The organism is Mesorhizobium sp. B2-6-1 (genome assembly GCF_006440475.1).
Taxonomy (GTDB): Bacteria; Pseudomonadota; Alphaproteobacteria; order Rhizobiales; family Rhizobiaceae; genus Mesorhizobium.
In genome coordinates this window covers 1-16,394 of record NZ_VFUH01000004.1, presented here as the reverse complement: position 1 = coordinate 16,394, position 16,394 = coordinate 1, and the positions used below count along the sequence as shown (strand labels likewise).

Here is a 16,394-nt window from a genome sequence, read left to right as displayed (position 1 = left end):
CCATGAGGGCTGGCCATCGGGCAATCGCAAAGCGGCTCACTTTCCACACGGTACCGTCCCAGCGACCGGCGCGCCGCATGCCGGTTCCGCCTGCTATTTCACTTTCGCGATCTCGGTGCCGGCTGCAAAGCTCGGCCAGTATCTCGAGATGGCGAGTGCGGCGCCCGCGGAAGAGAAGTGACCATAGTCGAAATAGAGAAATTGCTTGTTGCCGGCATCGGCATACGAGCAGCCTGCGGCGTCGCACAGATAGGTCAGCGGGTCTATGAAGTCAGCGCCTTTGACGAAGGGCAGAACCCGCTTGTTGATGTCCGGATCCATGGCCATCGGCCAGGACATGTTCGCGGTATCTCCTCGTCTTGCGAAGAAGGCGATTTTCTGGACGTCGGCGATGAATTCGGGAGACTGGCCGATGACGTAGACCTTGACGCCCATCTGGCGAAGCCGGTCGATCGTCTTCTGGAGGCCGCCGAAGCCCCTGACCTCGTAGTCGGTCCATCGGCCACTCAGGATCACGGCCTGAATGTTGGCTTCGCGGATGATCGACAGGGCTCGCTCGTTGAAGCTGGTACAGGCGGGTCGGGCGTAGGAAAAATAGGTCAGGTCCGGAGGGCAGCCGGCATAGGTGTATTGGATGACGTTAGCCTGGATTTTCTGGGCGTTGGCTTCAAGTCCCGAGACATAGTGGGCGGCGAAGGAATCGCCCCACAACAGCACATTGGTGGCAAAGCCGCTCGTTCGGGTGCAGGCGGCAAGGTTCCAGTCCTCGATCCGGTTCGAGCCTTCGTTGAAGCAGATGCCGTTGCGCCAGTCGCCAACCTGGATCCGTTCCGTTGAAAAGTCCGGGAAGCGTTGCGGAAAACCGTTGCCGAGCGCCCCGGCCACGCCGCCGACGCAGAGCAGGACGATTGCCGTCGTGGAAAAGGCGAAGATAGGCAGCGGTGCGGTGTAGGCCCGTTTCCGCCGAAACGGCTGCTCGACATATTTCCACGAGAACGCCGCCAGGGCGAAGCTTGCCACGGTCATGGCGATGATCGTCGGCACGCCGATGGCTTTCAGCGAAACGTAATGGACGAAAGAATTGATCGGCCAATGAACGAGGTAGAGCGAATAGGAAATGAGGCCGATCCAGACCAGCGGCGGAAACTGCAACACCCGCGTGGCGATGGTTGCCGGCCCCTGTTCGCCCGCCCTTTCGTGGCCGGCATAGATGAGCAGCGCGGTGCCGATGCAGGGGAACAAGGCATTGTAGCCCGGAAAGGGGTCGCTCTCCGAAATCGTGACGAAGCCGAAGGCGACCATGGCAAAGCCGGCGAGGCCGATCAGTTCCATTGCCGGCTGGCTGGCAAGTGCCGGCGGCTTTCTCAGCATCAGCATGGCCCCCAGCGCCAGTTCCCAGATGCGCGTCGGCAACAGGTAGAAACCCGCCGTGGGCGCCATCGAGGTCGCCATGACCGCCAAGACGAAACTGCCGATCGCGATCGGCAGCAATATCGTCAGCCAGCGTTTCGAGGCATAGCGATAGATCAGGTACACCAGTATCGGCGCGAAGATGTAATATTGCTCTTCGACCGAGAGCGACCATGTGTGCAGCAGCGGCCGCAGCTCGGCGTCGATCGAGAAATAGTTCGTCGTCTTCCAGAAATAGATGTTCGACCAGAAGGTCGAGGCCGCGATGACGCTGAGGCTGAATTCGTGCAGGTCCGATGGCAAAAGGATGAACCAGGCGGCAGTGCCTGCGAGCACGATGACGAAGGTCAGCGCCGGCAGGATGCGCCGAGCGCGGCGCCAATAGAAGCGGCCGATCGAAAACTGGCCGCGTTCGAGATCGTCGAGCAGGCTGCCGCTGATCAGATAGCCCGATATGACGAAGAAGATGTCGACGCCGGTGAAGCCGCCTGGGATGGCGGACAAGCCGAAATGAAAGAGGACGACAGGCAGCACCGCTATGGCCCGCAGGCCGTCGATGTCGCGTCTGTAGTTCATGCGGCCGGTTCGCGCGCCATGGCCGGCGGCAGTCGTGGCGCACCCGGTTCACCGGCCCATGCGGCGGCATTGCCGCGATGCGAGAAAGCCTTGATTCTCGATCCCACTTTATTCGTCCTCTCCGGTGCAATTTGCTGCACCGCAACATCGGTGTCAAGGCGAATGCTGGAGGGCCGAAGCCGGTTTGGGCTGGCGCCGCGGATCAGGCGCCGGGCAGGTAGATCACGGCGTATTCGTCCGCGTAGGCCCGCTTCCAGCCCAATTCCTCGAAGAAGGGAATGCGGGTGTCGCCGGCTGCCAGCAGCGCCCAGCCTATGGCGTATTTCTTCAGCCGGGCCTCGAGCAGTGGTTTGCCGTCACTGTGTCCGGTCGCGTCGTCGGCTTTCGTGAACCCGTCCAGGAACAGCTGGTCCGTCCTGCCGTCGATGTAGGTCTTGATCCCGTGGAAGATCAGCGTGCCGCCGAAATTGTAGGAATTCAGCACGTTGCCGGACAGGTGCTGATCCCTTGCGAAGGCGAGTGCTCCGCTGGCGGACGTCTTCGGGCTCGGCGCGATCTGTTGGACGCTGCCGAGGACCGAGACCGCGCCGATCAGCAGGACGGCCACCGCGCCTGAGATTGCGTAGTAATGCCTGGCGAAGACTTTTTCCAATCCGTCGCGCTTTTGCGCCAGCCAGGTCGCGGCTGAAAGTGCGGGATATTGCTGTGCGACCTCAGCCATGATCACCAGCGGAACCAGAAGGAAGAACAGATACATGAACCGCTGGTGACTGAGATAGGCATGCAAGGTGAAGACGATGAACAGTGCCTTGGCCCAGCCGATCCGCAGCCGTGACACCAGCAGCCCGAAAAGCGCCAGCAGCATCACGGCTTCCTTGATGAGTTCTTCCTGGGCGTTGAAGGGCCGCCACTCCAGGATAAGCGGCACCGCCTCGTTGCCATAGGCGACGGTAAGCGTCGCCAGGATGGCCTTGACGCCATAGGGATGGACCAGGCTGACCACTGGGCAAAGCAGGCCGAACGCGACCCATTTCGCCAAAAGAGCTGGTTTCGACAGGCCTGTGCGCGACAGGAGATACAGACCGGCAAAGCCGGCGATGACGAAGCTCAAGGTGAACGTGGCATGCAGGTTCGCCCACAACACGACGAGCGCGAGCAGCCACGGGGATGGCGCTCTTTCCTCCCGCGCCGCGCGAAACAGCATTGCCGTCCAAATGACGATGATCGGCAACGTGAAAACGTGGGGGCGCGCCGTATAGATCGGGGCGACAAGGAAAGCCGCGACGAAAGCCAGCACCACCGCTAACACCGGCTTCAGCCATGCGCTGAGGAACCATCCCATCAGGAAGACTGTCAGGCCGATCGTGGCGATGATCAGCGTGACGACGCCATTCCAGCCACCGGCGCCATAGGCGAGCGCCAGAAGCACCTGCCCCAGCCATTCCTTGGCGATCCAGGGCTGGCCGGCGAAGGTATAGGAATAGGGGTCGACGGTCGGAAATGTCCGGTTCGCCAGGAAATCCAGCCCGACCTTCACCTGCCACCAGCTGTCAGGATCCAGAAGGAGGGAGTTGGCATGCCTCATCAGCACGTAGGCAACGGTGCAGGCGCAGAAAAGACAGAACAACAGCCTGCTGCGCTGTGCATCCTCGAGCGACGGCGTAGCCATCGCGATTGCCGTGGCTTGGTTCATGTCGCGGCTCCCGGCCATTTCGCGTTCGTTCCGGTCGAGAGGTCCCGTTGCGGCCGGTCGATCGTCGCCTTAGCCACGCGCGGCTCTCTTCACCATTTCCTGGAGGCGGTGGACAGGCAGGTCCTGGTTTTCGACGGCCACATCGCTTCGCGAAACGATCTCGTTGACGAAATAGAGCGGCCGCCGCTTCGTCTCCATGTACATCCGGCCGAGATATTCGCCGAATATGCCGAGCACCAGAAGCTGAACACTGCCCAGGATCAGCATGATCGCGGCAAGGCTGGTCCAACCCGGCAGCACGTTTCCCAGCGACCACTCGAGCAGCGTATAGCCGAGCACGACCATCCCCAGCACGCCGGAAAGCATTCCCAGAAGCGAGGCAAACCGCAACGGCGCGATGGAAAAGCTGGTCATCGCATCGACAGCCAGGAGGACCATCTTCTTGAGCGGATAGTGGGTGGCGCCGGCGAAACGCCGTTGCCGCTCATAGGAGAAGGCGGCCTGTCTCAGCCCAATCCAGCTCACCATGCCGCGAATGAACCTGTAGCGCTCCGGCATGGCGTTCAGATGGTCGAGGGCGCGGCGGCTCATCAGCCTGAAATCACCGGTGTCCGGCGCGATCTCGACGTCGACCATCCGGCGCAGCAGCCGGTAGAACATCGACGCGGAAGCCAGCTTGAACCAGCCTTCGCCATCACGCTTGGCCCTTTGACCGTAAACGACATCGAAGCCTTCATCCATCTTGGCCATCATCGCGCCGAGCAGTTCAGGCGGATCCTGGAGATCGGCATCGAGAATGAGGATGCGCTGGCCCCGGCAGAACTCCAGCCCCGCGCTCAGCGCGATCTGGTGGCCATAGTTGCGGGCAAGGTCGATGGCGACGACATGGTCGTCCTTTTGCGCCAGTTCGAAAACGGCCTCGCGGGTGCCGTCGGTCGCCCCGTCGATGACGAGCACGATCTCGTAGGAAGGGTTTTGCGCCAGGCAAGCGGCGGTGACGCGTCGGTGAAGCTCAGCCACGCCGTCCCGCTCGTTATAGCACGGCACGACAACCGAAAGCATGACCGCGCGGCGCGCGCCGATTTTTTCCGCTTCCATCAAAGCCTGGCTCCCGCTCCAGGAATGGCAATAGCGGCAATTGGTTAGAAAACAGATAAGCCGGCCGCGATCAGCCGCCACCGGCTGCTCGCCTGCCATGCGCCTATGGTCGCCGGCTTGGTACCAGGGCACGATCCGCGTTAACGAGTTCCTTCGGAGCCTTCGACTGCGCGCTGTTGACGGAGCCTTGAACGGATAAACCCGCCTGTGCGGCGGGTCCCTGGCGCAACTCAGCACCATAACCAAATATCTACCATAGTTGCCCTCACCCCGTCAAGGAAAAAAATCCTAACAAGAAAACCGCCGCACAGCCGGATTGGCCGCCACAGGCTTTGTCGGCCAGGGTTCGGCGGCTTGGCCCGTCCGGCTTGAAGCGGGGCGGCCAAGTGCGTATTTCTGATCCTGTCGCCGAATCGGGCGATCAGAGCCGGAGACAGGTCTTGTCCGCATTGACGCGCTTTCTCGGCGACACCCCGCTCAGGGTACTCCTGAAGTTGCTGGTGGTGTCGTTCCTCGTCGGCCTCGTCATGACCGCCTTCGGCTGGTCGCCGATGGACGTGCTCTATGGCATCCGCAAATTCTTCCTGGATCTCTGGAATCTGGGCTTCCATGCCATCGACCGCTTCCTGGGTTATATTCTGCTGGGTGCGGCGATCGTGGTTCCGGCGTTCATCCTGCTCAGAATCGCCAACTACAGGAAATAGCGGTCAGGCGTAGTCCGCCGCCGCCTCGAACAGAATGGCATGGCGCGCCGCGAGCGCGGCCACGTCGGTCGAATAGCCGCCGCCGATGACGCCGCATAGCGCGATGCCGCGCGAGCGGAAGTGACCGATCACCATGGCGTCGCGGGCGCGAAGCCCGTCGTTTGAAAGCGCCAGCCTGCCGAGCCGGTCCTCGGCATGGACGTCGACGCCGGCATTGTAGAAAACGATGTCCGAGCGCGCATGGGCGGACAGCTCCGGCAAGATGGCGGCCAACCTTTCGAGATAGGCGGCATCGCCCGTGCCGTCGGGCAGTGCGACATCGAGGTCGGAGGCGATCTTGCGCGCGGGGTAGTTGCGCTCGCCATGCATGGAGAAGGTGAACACGCGCTGATCGCCAGCCAGGATATCCGCCGTGCCGTCGCCCTGATGCACATCCAGATCGACCACGAGTATGTTCCGCGCCGCGCCTTCGGCAAGCAGCACCAGCGAAGCGACGGCGACGTCGTTGAAGGTGCAGAAGCCCGCGCCTTGCGCGCGCCGCGCATGATGGCTGCCGCCGGCGGTGTTGCAGGCGATGCCGTGGCGCAAGGCCAGCCGGGCCGCCAGCACGGTGCCGCCGGTGGCGAGTTGGGCGCGCAGCGAGACGCGCGGGCCGACCGGAAAGCCGATCTCGCGTTCGATCTTTTCCGGCACCGAACAGCTGATGACCTGGTCGACATAGTCAGCCGCATGGGCACGCTTCAGCCATGGTGCGGGTGCCGCTTCCGGCATGCTGAGCGCCCCCTGCACGGCCAGTCCGCGTGCGCGCAAGGCCTCCATCAGCAGCGGATATTTGCTCATCGGAAAGCGATGGTTGACGGCGAAGCCGGCGTCGTAGTCGGGATGATGGACGATCTGGAGGGACATGGACCGGATCCGGCGGCTCGCGCCAGACCGGAATTTCGGTTGGCCGCCATGGCAAGGGTGGATTGCGCGGTGGCCGGAAAATGGGGCACACCGGCTGTTCGATCAAGCCGCAATCAGCAAGGCAGCAATTCTTTGGAGAAGGGTGCAATCCCAGCCGACGCCGGATCCCCAATCGTTCCCGGATCCTTTGTCGTCACCAACCGCACGGTGCTCGTCATCGCCGTGCCGATGACGCTCGCCTACCTGACGACGCCGCTGCTCGGCATGGTCGATACGGCTGTTGTCGGACAGCTCGGCGACGCCGCCTTGCTTGGCGGCCTGGCGGCAGGCGCACTGGTCTTTGACGTCGTCTTCACCACCTTCAATTTCCTGCGCTCCGGCACCACCGGTCTGGTCGCCCAGGCTTTCGGGCGCAACGACGCGCTGGAGGAACAGGCGGTGTTCTGGCGCGCGGTGCTGATCGCTGTTGTCGCCGGCATCGTGCTGGCGGCGCTTTCGCCGCTGATCGCGGCCGGCGGGCGGTGGTTCATGGATGCCGGGCCGCGCGTCAGCGAGGCGATGGGCGTCTATATCGGCATCAGATTGCTCGCGGCACCTTTCTCGCTGATCAACTACGCCATTCTCGGCTATGTCCTCGGCCGAGGCGAGGGCGGGCTCGGGTTGGTGCTGCAGCTGGTGCTGAACGGCATCAACATCGCGCTCTGCATCCTGCTTGGCCTGGAGCTTGGCTGGGGCGTCGCCGGCGTCGCATGGGCAACCGTCACCGGCGAATTCCTGGCCATGTTACTTGGCCTCGCCATCGTCATCAGGCGGTTCAGGGCAAGTCCGCCCGTGCCACGCCAACGCCTGCTCGACATGAGCGCGTTCCTGCGCATGCTGTCGCTCAACCGCGATATCATGATCCGCTCGTTCTCGCTGCTTGCCGCCTTTGCGCTGTTCACCCGCCAGGGTGCGCAATTCGGCACGGTCACGCTGGCCGCCAACGCCGTGCTGATGAATTTTTTCCTCGTCGCAGGCTATTTCCTCGACGGTTTCGCCACCGCCGCGGAACAGCTCGCCGGCCGCGCCGTCGGTGCGCGGGCTGAGCACCCGTTCCGGCGCGCGGTGCGGTTGACCCTGTTCTGGGGGTTCGGATTGGCGGGCGCCGCAACCCTGGTGCTTCTGCTGGCCGGTGCCAATCTGGTTGCCGTCGTTACAACGTCGCAGGAAGTCCGCTCGGTGGCCGACACCTACCTGCCCTGGGCGGCCTTCACCGCACTGAGCGGCGTGCTGGCTTTCCAGATGGACGGCGTCTTCATCGGCGCGACCTGGTCGCGCGACATGCGCAACATGATGCTTTTGTCTTTCCTGGCCTTCGCCGCCGCGCTGATTACGCTGGCGCCCGCTTTCGGCAATCATGGCCTGTGGGCGGCATTGCATGTCTTCCTGCTGGTGCGTGGCCTCAGCCTGCTGGCTATCCTGCGGTTGCGGCTGCGGACGGCATTCAGTTGAGCGGCCTTGAAGCCCATTGGTCGAGATGGCGGTCGCGCAAATCGCTGATGGAGTTGAGCCGTTCCGTGTCGGCGAAACGCGCCATGCCGGCGACGATGCGTCCCGGCAGCGCCGGCCCGGCATAGATCATGCCGGTGTAAAGCTGGACGAGATCCGCGCCTGCGCGGATCTTCTCGAGCGCCGTCTCGGCGGAGTTGACCCCACCCACGCCGGTGATGGCCATGTCCGGCCCCAGCAGCCTGCGCATACGGGCCAGCACGATGGTCGAGCGCTCGAATAGCGGCCGGCCGGAAAGCCCGCCGGTCTCGCTTGCCGCGCCGCTGGAGCGTAGCGCCGGGCGAGAAATGGTGGTGTTGGACACGATGATGCCGTCTATGGCCTTCTGGGTGACCTCGGCGGCGATGTCTTCCAGCTCGGCTTCGACCAGGTCCGGCGCAATCTTGAGAAACACCGGCGGCTGCCTTGCCGCCGCCGCGCGCGCGGCCATGACGCGCGACAGGAGCTCGCCAAGCTGTTCGCGCGCCTGCATGGTGCGCAGGCCGGGCGTATTGGGCGAGGAAATATTGACGGTGAGATAGCTGGCGTAGGGCGCGAAGCGGATGACGCCGCGCTCATAGTCACCGACGCGGTCGGCGCTGTCCTTATTGGCGCCGATGTTGACGCCGACGATGCCGGGGCGCCCTTTGCGGCCGACCAGGCGTTTCTCGGCGGCCGCATGGCCTTCATTGTTGAAGCCGAGCCGGTTGATCACCGCTTCATCCGCCGGCAACCGGAAGATGCGCGGCTTCGGATTGCCAGGCTGCGGCAGCGGCGTCACCGTGCCGACCTCGGCAAAGCCGAAGCCGAGGCCGAGAAGCGCATCGGGCACCTCGGCATTCTTGTCGTAACCGGCAGCCATGCCGAGCGGATTGGGGAAATCGAGGCCGCAGAGGCTGACCTTCAGCCGCGCATCGCGCGCCGTCCGTGCGCCGACCGGCAGGCCGCAGCGCAGCGCCGCGATCGACAGGCCATGCGCGGTTTCCGGGTCGAACGTGAAGAGCAGCTTCTGGCCAATCCGGTCGAGCACGCTCATTCGGCCTCCAGCGCCGGGAACTGGTGGGTGCCGTCGGCGCCGAGCGGCAGCGGCCGAACCCACAGCACGGCTTTCAGGTCGAGCACGCCGTAGAGGTGCGGAAACAGCGCGCCGCCGCGGGAGGCCTCGTATTTTAGCGCATCGCCCAGGCTGGTCCCGTCGATGGCGACCAGCAGAAGCCCCGCCTGGCCGGCAAAATGTTTCGCCGCCGTCTCTTTGACCTGTGCCGCCGTGGAGAAATGGATGAAGCCGTCGGCGACATCGATCGGCGCTCCGGTGAAGCGGCCGTTCGCTTCGGCCTCGCGCCAAGGCCCTTCCGGGGTTATCTTGTAGATAATCTGAGACATGGTTGCGCTATAGTCCGAACCAGCCGTGCGGGGAAGGCCGTGCCAAGGATCTTCCCCATTTCCGGCGCAAACATGCGATATCTCAGGCTTTGGCCATGGAGGACAACATGCGTCTGCAGCACATCTTGATCCCCGCCGCGCTCGTTTCGCTGGTCGCGGCGTCCGCCTTTTCCGAGGAGACCGACCGCTATCGTCTGGAGAAATCCGCCAACGGCTATGTCCGCATGGACACACAGACGGGCGCGATGTCGATCTGCGAGGAGCGCTCCGGCCAACTCGTCTGCAAGATGGCGGCCGATGAACGCGCTGCCTTCCAGGACGAGGTCGATCGCCTGCAAACCTCGATGAAAGCCATGGACGAGCGCGTCACCAGGCTCGAGAATTCGCTCTCGGCCCGCCTCGAATCGACATTGCCGAGCGAGGAGGATTTCAACAAGACGATGAGCTACATGGAGCGTTTCCTGAAGGGCTTCATGGGCATCGTCAAAGATATGGACAAGGACAGCGGCGACGGCGCCAAACCCAACTCGCAGAAGACCTGAAGACAGGCCGTCTGGGGAAATCCGGTGCGCCGGCTTTGCTGCTTGAAAACAGCGCGAAGCGCCTCATAATCGTTGCATCAGGTCCCGAGAAAACAGAAGACCATCAAGGGATCCGGGGAGGGATATTTGCCATCAGGCTATTCTTTCGTCATCGCCGACGATCACCCGCTGTTTCGCGGTGCGTTGCGCGAAGCGCTTGCCGGCATCGGCAATGTCACCGCTATTCACGAAGCCGGCGATTTCGAAAGCGCCAAGGCGCTGGTCGTGGCCAACGAGGAGGTCGATCTGGTGCTGCTCGACCTGTCGATGCCGGGCGCGAGCGGCCTTTCCGGCCTGATCTCGTTGCGCGGCATCCATCCGGCGGCGCCGCTGGTGGTGGTCTCCGCCCATGACGACCCGGCGACCATCCGGCGCGCGCTCGACCTCGGCGCGTCCGGTTTCATCTCCAAATCGGCCAGCATGGAGGAAATCCGCGACGCCGTGCGATCGGTCCTTGCGGGCGATATCGCGGCACCGGCCGGCATCGATCTCGGTGTCGAGCGCGATCCCGAAATATCGGACCTGATCAAGCGCTTGCAGGCGCTCACGCCGCAGCAAACCCGCGTGCTCGGCATGCTGGCGGAAGGCCTTCTCAACAAGCAGATCGCCTATGAGCTCGGCGTCTCAGAGGCGACGATCAAGGCGCATGTCTCGGCGATATTGCAGAAGCTCGGCGTCGACAGCCGCACCCAGGCGGTGATCCTGCTGTCCAAGATCGGCAGCGATCCGCTGCAGCCGGTGAGCTGAGCGCCCGAACCTGGCGGATGGTTATGCGGATGTCGGCCCGGCGACCAGTTTTTCGGAAACGCCTCGCCCGTCGGCAGAGATAGAAGCCATGCCGAAGCGATGGCCGACATGTTTTGCGCCTATCTCGAAGCCTGGGCGCCGTCGGCGGGGCCGAAATGAAGCAGATCTGACAGTTACTCCGCCGCCGGCGCCAGCGGCCTGACCCTGGCCATCATCGAGCGCAGCACGGCCGGTTTGAGCGGCTTGTTGATCACCGGGACGTCGAGCCCGGCCGCCGCCGTGCGTACCTCGTTGGAACGGTCGGCGGTGACCAGCACGGCGGGCAGGTCGTCGCCGTGGATCGCTCGCAGCCCGACGATGGCGTCGAGGCCGGTTTCGCCATCGAGATGATAGTCGGCAAGGACAATGTCCGGGCGGCGGATCGCGATATCCCGGTTCGTTGTGCCGGACACGGTCTCGACGGCGCAGCCCCAGCCTTCGAGCAGCAGCCGCATGCCTTCCAGGATGCGGGCGTCGTTGTCGATACACAGCACGCTCAGTCCGGCCAGCGAAGCCGCCGCGCGGGCCGGCGCCCTGGTTTCGACCTCGCGTTTCGGTTCCTGCACGGCCGCCACCGGCAGGATGACGGAAAAGCGCGTGCCCTTGCCCGGATTGGAGAAAATACGGATTTCAAGCCTCAGCACCCGCGCGATGCGATCGACGATCGAAAGGCCGAGGCCGAGGCCTTCGGCCTCGCGCGCGCCTTCGTCCAGCCGGGTGAATTCGCGAAACACCGTGTTCAGCTTGTCGCCGGCAATGCCGATGCCAGTGTCGATCACCTGGATTTCCGCCAGTTCGCCGCGCCGCCGCACGCCAACCAGGATGCGGCCGTGACGTGTGTATTTGATGGCGTTGGAAACGAGGTTCTGGATCAGGCGGCGCAACAGGTTGCGATCCGTCATCACTGTCAGCGACGAGGGCATGATCGTCAGCTTGAGTTGCTTTTCCGCGGCAAGCGGCCGGAAATCATTGCCGATCTGGCGCAGCAATGCGTCTAGGTTGAAGGCCGTGTCGTCCGGTTTCATGGCACCGGCATCGAGGCGGGAAATGTCGAGCACGGCGCCCAGAATGGTCTCGACCGATTCCAGCGAGGAGTCGATGTTGACCGCGGCCTTGCCGGCCGGGCCCTTGCCGGCCTTTTCGATCAACGACGAGCAGTAGAGCCTGGCGGCGTTGAGCGGTTGAAGGATGTCGTGGCCGGCCGCGGCGAGGAAGCGCGTCTTGCCCAGATTGGCCTCCTCGGCAAGCATCTGCGCCTGCGCCAGTTCCTCGTTGACCCGGGTCAACTCCTCGTTGACCCTGGTCAGTTCGATGGTGCGGGTCTTCACCCGCTGTTCCAGCGACTCGTTCGCCCGCTTCAGCGCCAGGTCCTGCTCGACGCGGCCGGAAATGTCGGCATAGGTGGCGACGATGCCGCCGTCCGGCATCGGGTTGGAGCGCAGCTCCAGGATCCGGCCGCTGGTCTTCAGTTCCATCTGCCAGGGGCTGACGAAGCTGGTCAGCCGGTTGAGCATCGTCACCCGCTGGTCGGTCGGGATATCGCCGCGCTCCGCCAGATGGCGCAGGATCTGGTCGAGCGAGACGCCGACCTGGCCCATGTCGTCGGGCAGGTCGAACAGCTCGCGGTACTGGCGGTTCCAGCAGATCAGCCGGAAATCCCGGTCGAAGACGGTGATGCCCTGTTCCATCTGGTCGAGCGCGATCTGCAACAGGTCGCGATTGTGTTGCAACGCTTCCGTGGCGTCGTCGAGCAGCCGGAAGGCATCCCTGGATTCGCGGTCGTGGCGGCGAAACAGCAGCGACAGGATCAGCCGCGCCGACGAAGAGCCGACGGCGCTGGCCAAAAGCTGCTCGGAAAAGCGGATGACGTCCATGCTGGCTTGCTCATTGCCATGCAGGATGACGTTGGTGGTCTTTTCGAAGGACTGGAACGACCGCTCGGTGCGCTGCACGCCGAGATAGCGCGCGATGGTGTCCTTCAGGTCGTTGACGGTGACGGCGGTGCGGAAACGGCGCAGGCTGGGCATCGGCCCGGCTTCGCGCGGCACGAAGATCGACGCCTGGATGCGCTCCAGCGGCACCGCGGCGCGCGACAGCGAGCCCAGCACGAAAAACAGTGCGTTGATCGACAGGCTCCACAGCACGCCGTGGTTCAACGGCTCCGCAACGGTGCCGAACAGCGCCTGCGGCCGCAGCGCTTCGAAGCCGAACAGGCCATGCACCAATATGCCGGTTTCGGGCGCGACGAGCGATGGCAACAGCAGCGTGTAGCCCCAGATCAGGATGCCGGCGACCATGCCGAGGGCCGCGCCCCTGCCATTGGCGCCGCGCCAGATCAGCCCGCCGATCAGCGCCGGCGCGAATTGCGCGATCGCCGCGAACGACATCAGGCCGATCGACGACAGCCGCGCGCTGTCGGTGCTCTCGCGGTAGTAGAGGAAGGCGATGAAAAGCATGATGAAGATCGATGCCCGCCGCACGTTGAGGATGAGCGTCGACCAGTCCTCGTTTTCGGAAGACGTCGTCCTCAGCAGCCGCCGCACGAACAGCGGGATGATGAGGTCGTTGGAGATCATGATCGACAGCGCCACGCTCTCGACGATGACCATGGCGGTGGCCGCCGACAGGCCGCCGATGAAGGCAGCCATGGCCAGGAAATCGTGACCGCCGAACAAGGGCAGCGACAGCACATATAGGTCGCTGCTCGTCTTCGTGCCGACCAGCGACAGTCCGGCGAAGGCGATCGGCAGCACGAACAGGTTGATCGCCACCAGATAGAGCGGAAACACCCATGTCGCGGTGCGCAGTTCCGCCTCGCTGCGGTTCTCGACGATGGTGACGTAGAATTGCCGGGGCAGAAGGATGATAGCGAAGCCACTCAGGCAGGTCAGCACCAGCCAGGTGGCGAGTGACGTCGAATAGCTCATCGCCTGCCGCACCTGGCCGTTTTCGGCCAGCTTGCCGAACATGTCGCCGGGCCCGCCGAAGATCAGGAAAGTGACCATCAGGCCGATCGCCAGGAAGGCGGCAAGCTTGACCACGGTTTCGACCGCCACCGCCAGCACCAGCCCGTCCTGGTGCTCGGTGGCGTCGGCGTGGCGCGTGCCGAACAGCACCGCGAACAGCGCCAGCAGCATGGCGACCACCAGCGAGATGTCGCTGACGAAAGGATCGAACGAGGGCGGCGAGCCGGTGTAATGCTCGACCATCAGGCTGACGGAACCGGAGATCGCCTTCAGCTGCAGCGCGATATAGGGCACCGCGCCGATGGTCGCGATCAGCGTGGCGATGGCGGCCACGGTGAAGCTCTTGCCATAGCGCGCGCCGAGGAAGTCGGCGATCGAGGTGATCTTCTCGGTCTTGGCCAGCCGCACGAGACGGTTGAGCAAGGGAAAACCGAACACGAACACCAGCACCGGGCCGGTATAGATGCCGAGGAACTCCAGGCCGCGCTCGGAAGACAGGCCGACAGAACCGAAAAACGTCCAGGAGGTGCAATAGATGGCCAGGCTGAGCGCGTAGATGAACGGACGTGCGCGACCGGGCCCGGAGCTGGCCGAGCGGCGGTCGCCAAGGCTGGCGATGGCGAACAGAAGCGTCACATAAGCGATCGCGATGACAACGATGAACAAGCCCTGCACGGCTCGCGCTTCCTCCCTGGCCGGCTCGACGCCCGCTCACCGCACGCAACCACAGCTTGGAAGCTGAGTCCATCGCGGCGTTCGGCGCATGGACGTCTGATGATGCGGGTAAAAACAAACCGGTGCCTTGGCCCTTTTTCCGGTTTTGCAACCGGAGGTTTTTGCTATTGTGGGCTTGGCCGGCGCTGGAGAATGCGGCCGATCATGGCAAGGAGGGTCGAAATGCTGAAAGAATTCCAGGAATTCATTTCCAAGGGCAATGTGATGGACCTGGCCGTCGGCGTCATCATCGGCGCTGCTTTCGGCAGGATCGTCGATTCCCTTGTCAACGACATCATCATGCCGATCGTGGGCGCGATTTTCGGTGGGTTGGACTTCAACAACTACTTCTTCGGACTGTCCTCGAACGTCCACTCGGGCACGCTGGCGGAGGCAAAGAAAGAGGGCGCCGTCTTCGCCTATGGCAGCTTCATCACCGTCGTGCTGAACTTTCTCATCCTCGCATTCATCATCTTCTTGATGGTCAAGGCGGTGAACAACCTGCGCAGGCGCCTGGAGGCCGAAAAGCCCGCGCCTGCCGCCGCGCCGCCGCCTGCCGATGTGCAGCTTCTGACCGAAATCCGCGATCTGCTCGCCAGGAGATAAAGACATCAGGTTCTTCTGGACCAAAACCCCGGTCGTTCACGGCCGGGGTTTTTTGCTTTCGCCCGTAGTAGAACAGCCGGCATGCTATCCCTGTTCGAACGGACCTGCCCATGACCCTGATCCAGAACCTGCGCCCCGAGGCCCTGGCTGCGCCTGAAAGCGGTATCGTCGCCGTCGTCAACTATGGCAGGCTGCGCGACGGCTTGATCCCGCTCTGGGCCGGCGAGGGCGATCTGCCGACGCCGTCCTTCATCACCGATGCCGCGTCGAAGGCGCTGGCCGGTGGCGAGACGTTCTACACCTGGCAGAGGGGCATCCCCGATCTCAGGCAGGCGCTTGCCCGCTATTACCAGAGGCATTTCGGCAAACACTTCGCCGAGGACGAATTCATCGTCACCGGCTCGGGCATGCATGCGATCCAGCTTGCGCTCGACGCGCTCGCCGGTGCCGGCGACGAGGTGATCTATCTGTCGCCCGCCTGGCCGAATTTCGACGCCGCCGCCGCCATCGCCGGTGCAGTGCCGGTGCCGGTCACGCTCGATCAATCCGGCAATGGCTGGTCGTGCGACGTCGAGAAGATCGCGGCCGCCATCACGCCCAGGACCAGGGCGCTGTTCATCAACACGCCGTCCAATCCGACCGGCTGGACCGCCGACCATGAGACTTTGCGCGCCATTCTCGATCTCGCCCGGGCAAATGGCCTTTGGATCATCGCCGACGAGATCTATTCGCTGTTCCACTATGGCCAAGGCCGCGCGCCGTCCTTCCTCGACATCGCGACCGCAGAGGACCGCATCCTGTTCGTGAACAGCTTCTCCAAGAACTGGGCGATGACCGGCTGGCGCGTCGGCTGGATCAAGACCCATCCGAGCTTGCAGCAGGTGTTCGAGAACCTGATCCAGTATTCGAATTCAGGTGTCGCCCAGTTCATGCAGCGCGGCGCGGTCGCGGCGCTCGATGAAGGCGATGTCTTCGTCGCCGAACAGGTGGAGAGGGCTAGGAAGGCGCGCGATCTGGTCTGCGGCATTCTCGGCGCCACCGACCGCGCCCGGTTCACCGTGCCGCAAGGTGCTTTCTACCTGTTCTTCAGGGTGGACGGCATCACCGATTCGCGCAGCGCCGCCTTCGAGATTGTCGACAAGGCCAATGTCGGCCTGGCGCCGGGCACGGCCTTCGGCCCGGGCGGCGAAGCCTTCCTCAGGCTGTGCTTCCACCGCCGTCTCGACCAGCTCGAGGAGGCGGCGCACCGGCTGGCGAAGTGGATGACGGCTGTTTGAGAGGTTGACGAAGCCCGAATTGAAAGTCGCTCCGGCGCGCCAGATGGCCGCCGGAGTGGAGTTTCAAACGGCTTCAGCCGCCTGACTTGGGCACCAGCAGGGGAATGATCCGGTCGGTCTTGGCCACGGAAGGTCGTCCTGCTGAACCATAGGAAATGCCGAGCGCG

At 63.7% G+C, this 16,394-nt stretch carries 13 protein-coding genes; 6 read left to right on the top strand and 7 right to left on the bottom strand.

Translation table 11 applies throughout. The features are described from left to right. Window positions 1–93: 93 nt before the first annotated feature. From FJ443_RS10495 to FJ443_RS10485, 3 genes are all read right to left on the bottom strand, one after another. Window positions 94–1,986: an acyltransferase family protein gene (locus tag FJ443_RS10495; RefSeq protein ID WP_140629530.1), complete on the bottom strand. Its 1,893-nt coding sequence runs from the start codon at window positions 1,984–1,986 to the stop codon at window positions 94–96. A gap of 202 nt (window positions 1,987–2,188) precedes the next feature. Continuing rightward, window positions 2,189–3,679: a hypothetical protein gene (locus FJ443_RS10490; RefSeq protein ID WP_140663893.1), complete on the bottom strand. Its 1,491-nt coding sequence runs from the start codon at window positions 3,677–3,679 to the stop codon at window positions 2,189–2,191. 69 nt (window positions 3,680–3,748) lie between these two features. After that, window positions 3,749–4,777, bottom strand: coding sequence for a glycosyltransferase family 2 protein (locus tag FJ443_RS10485; protein ID WP_140513269.1), 1,029 nt, complete (start codon window positions 4,775–4,777; stop codon window positions 3,749–3,751). A gap of 440 nt (window positions 4,778–5,217) precedes the next feature. Here FJ443_RS10485 and FJ443_RS10480 point away from each other — a divergent pair, with 440 nt between their 5' ends. After that, window positions 5,218–5,481 carry a DUF6460 domain-containing protein gene (locus FJ443_RS10480; protein ID WP_140496599.1) on the top strand — a complete coding sequence of 88 codons (264 nt, stop codon included), beginning with the start codon at window positions 5,218–5,220 and terminating at the stop codon, window positions 5,479–5,481. 3 nt (window positions 5,482–5,484) lie between these two features. Here FJ443_RS10480 and FJ443_RS10475 read toward each other — a convergent pair whose 3' ends face one another. Further along, window positions 5,485–6,387, bottom strand: a complete 903-nt coding sequence (locus FJ443_RS10475; RefSeq protein WP_140663890.1) for a histone deacetylase — start codon at window positions 6,385–6,387, stop codon at window positions 5,485–5,487. Between the two features lie 228 nt (window positions 6,388–6,615). Here FJ443_RS10475 and FJ443_RS10470 point away from each other — a divergent pair, with 228 nt between their 5' ends. After that, window positions 6,616–7,878 (top strand): MATE family efflux transporter, encoded by a 1,263-nt coding sequence (locus tag FJ443_RS10470; RefSeq protein WP_224518988.1) that lies wholly within the window; start codon window positions 6,616–6,618, stop codon window positions 7,876–7,878. On the opposite strand, the gene FJ443_RS10465 is transcribed toward FJ443_RS10470, so the two are convergent. Continuing rightward, entirely contained in the window at window positions 7,871–8,950 is a 1,080-nt protein-coding gene (locus tag FJ443_RS10465) for a quinone-dependent dihydroorotate dehydrogenase (protein WP_140629520.1), read from the bottom strand. The two genes, FJ443_RS10470 and FJ443_RS10465, sit on opposite strands and share 8 nt — an antisense overlap. Continuing rightward, entirely contained in the window at window positions 8,947–9,297 is a 351-nt protein-coding gene (locus tag FJ443_RS10460; RefSeq protein ID WP_140496591.1) for a DUF952 domain-containing protein, read from the bottom strand. Before FJ443_RS10460 ends, FJ443_RS10465 begins: the two co-directional genes overlap by 4 nt. 107 nt (window positions 9,298–9,404) lie before the next feature. Here FJ443_RS10460 and FJ443_RS10455 point away from each other — a divergent pair, with 107 nt between their 5' ends. Together FJ443_RS10455 and FJ443_RS10450 are read left to right on the top strand one after the other, a co-directional pair. Further along, window positions 9,405–9,839: a hypothetical protein gene (locus FJ443_RS10455; RefSeq protein WP_140496589.1), complete on the top strand. Its 435-nt coding sequence runs from the start codon at window positions 9,405–9,407 to the stop codon at window positions 9,837–9,839. A 126-nt stretch (window positions 9,840–9,965) separates the two neighbouring features. Next, window positions 9,966–10,625, top strand: coding sequence for a response regulator transcription factor (locus tag FJ443_RS10450; RefSeq protein ID WP_140513279.1), 660 nt, complete (start codon window positions 9,966–9,968; stop codon window positions 10,623–10,625). 173 nt (window positions 10,626–10,798) lie between these two features. On the opposite strand, the gene FJ443_RS10445 is transcribed toward FJ443_RS10450, so the two are convergent. Next, on the bottom strand, window positions 10,799–14,305 hold the full coding sequence (locus FJ443_RS10445) for a PAS domain-containing hybrid sensor histidine kinase/response regulator (RefSeq protein WP_140663888.1): 3,507 nt from the start codon (window positions 14,303–14,305) through the stop codon (window positions 10,799–10,801). 222 nt (window positions 14,306–14,527) lie between these two features. Here FJ443_RS10445 and mscL point away from each other — a divergent pair, with 222 nt between their 5' ends. Together mscL and FJ443_RS10435 are read left to right on the top strand one after the other, a co-directional pair. After that, a complete protein-coding gene (gene mscL / locus FJ443_RS10440; RefSeq protein WP_140496583.1) occupies window positions 14,528–14,950 on the top strand; it encodes a large conductance mechanosensitive channel protein MscL in 423 nt (140 codons plus the stop codon). Window positions 14,951–15,060: 110 nt separating this feature from the next. Continuing rightward, window positions 15,061–16,227 carry a pyridoxal phosphate-dependent aminotransferase gene (locus FJ443_RS10435; protein ID WP_140496579.1) on the top strand — a complete coding sequence of 389 codons (1,167 nt, stop codon included), beginning with the start codon at window positions 15,061–15,063 and terminating at the stop codon, window positions 16,225–16,227. Window positions 16,228–16,394 lie beyond the last annotated feature (167 nt).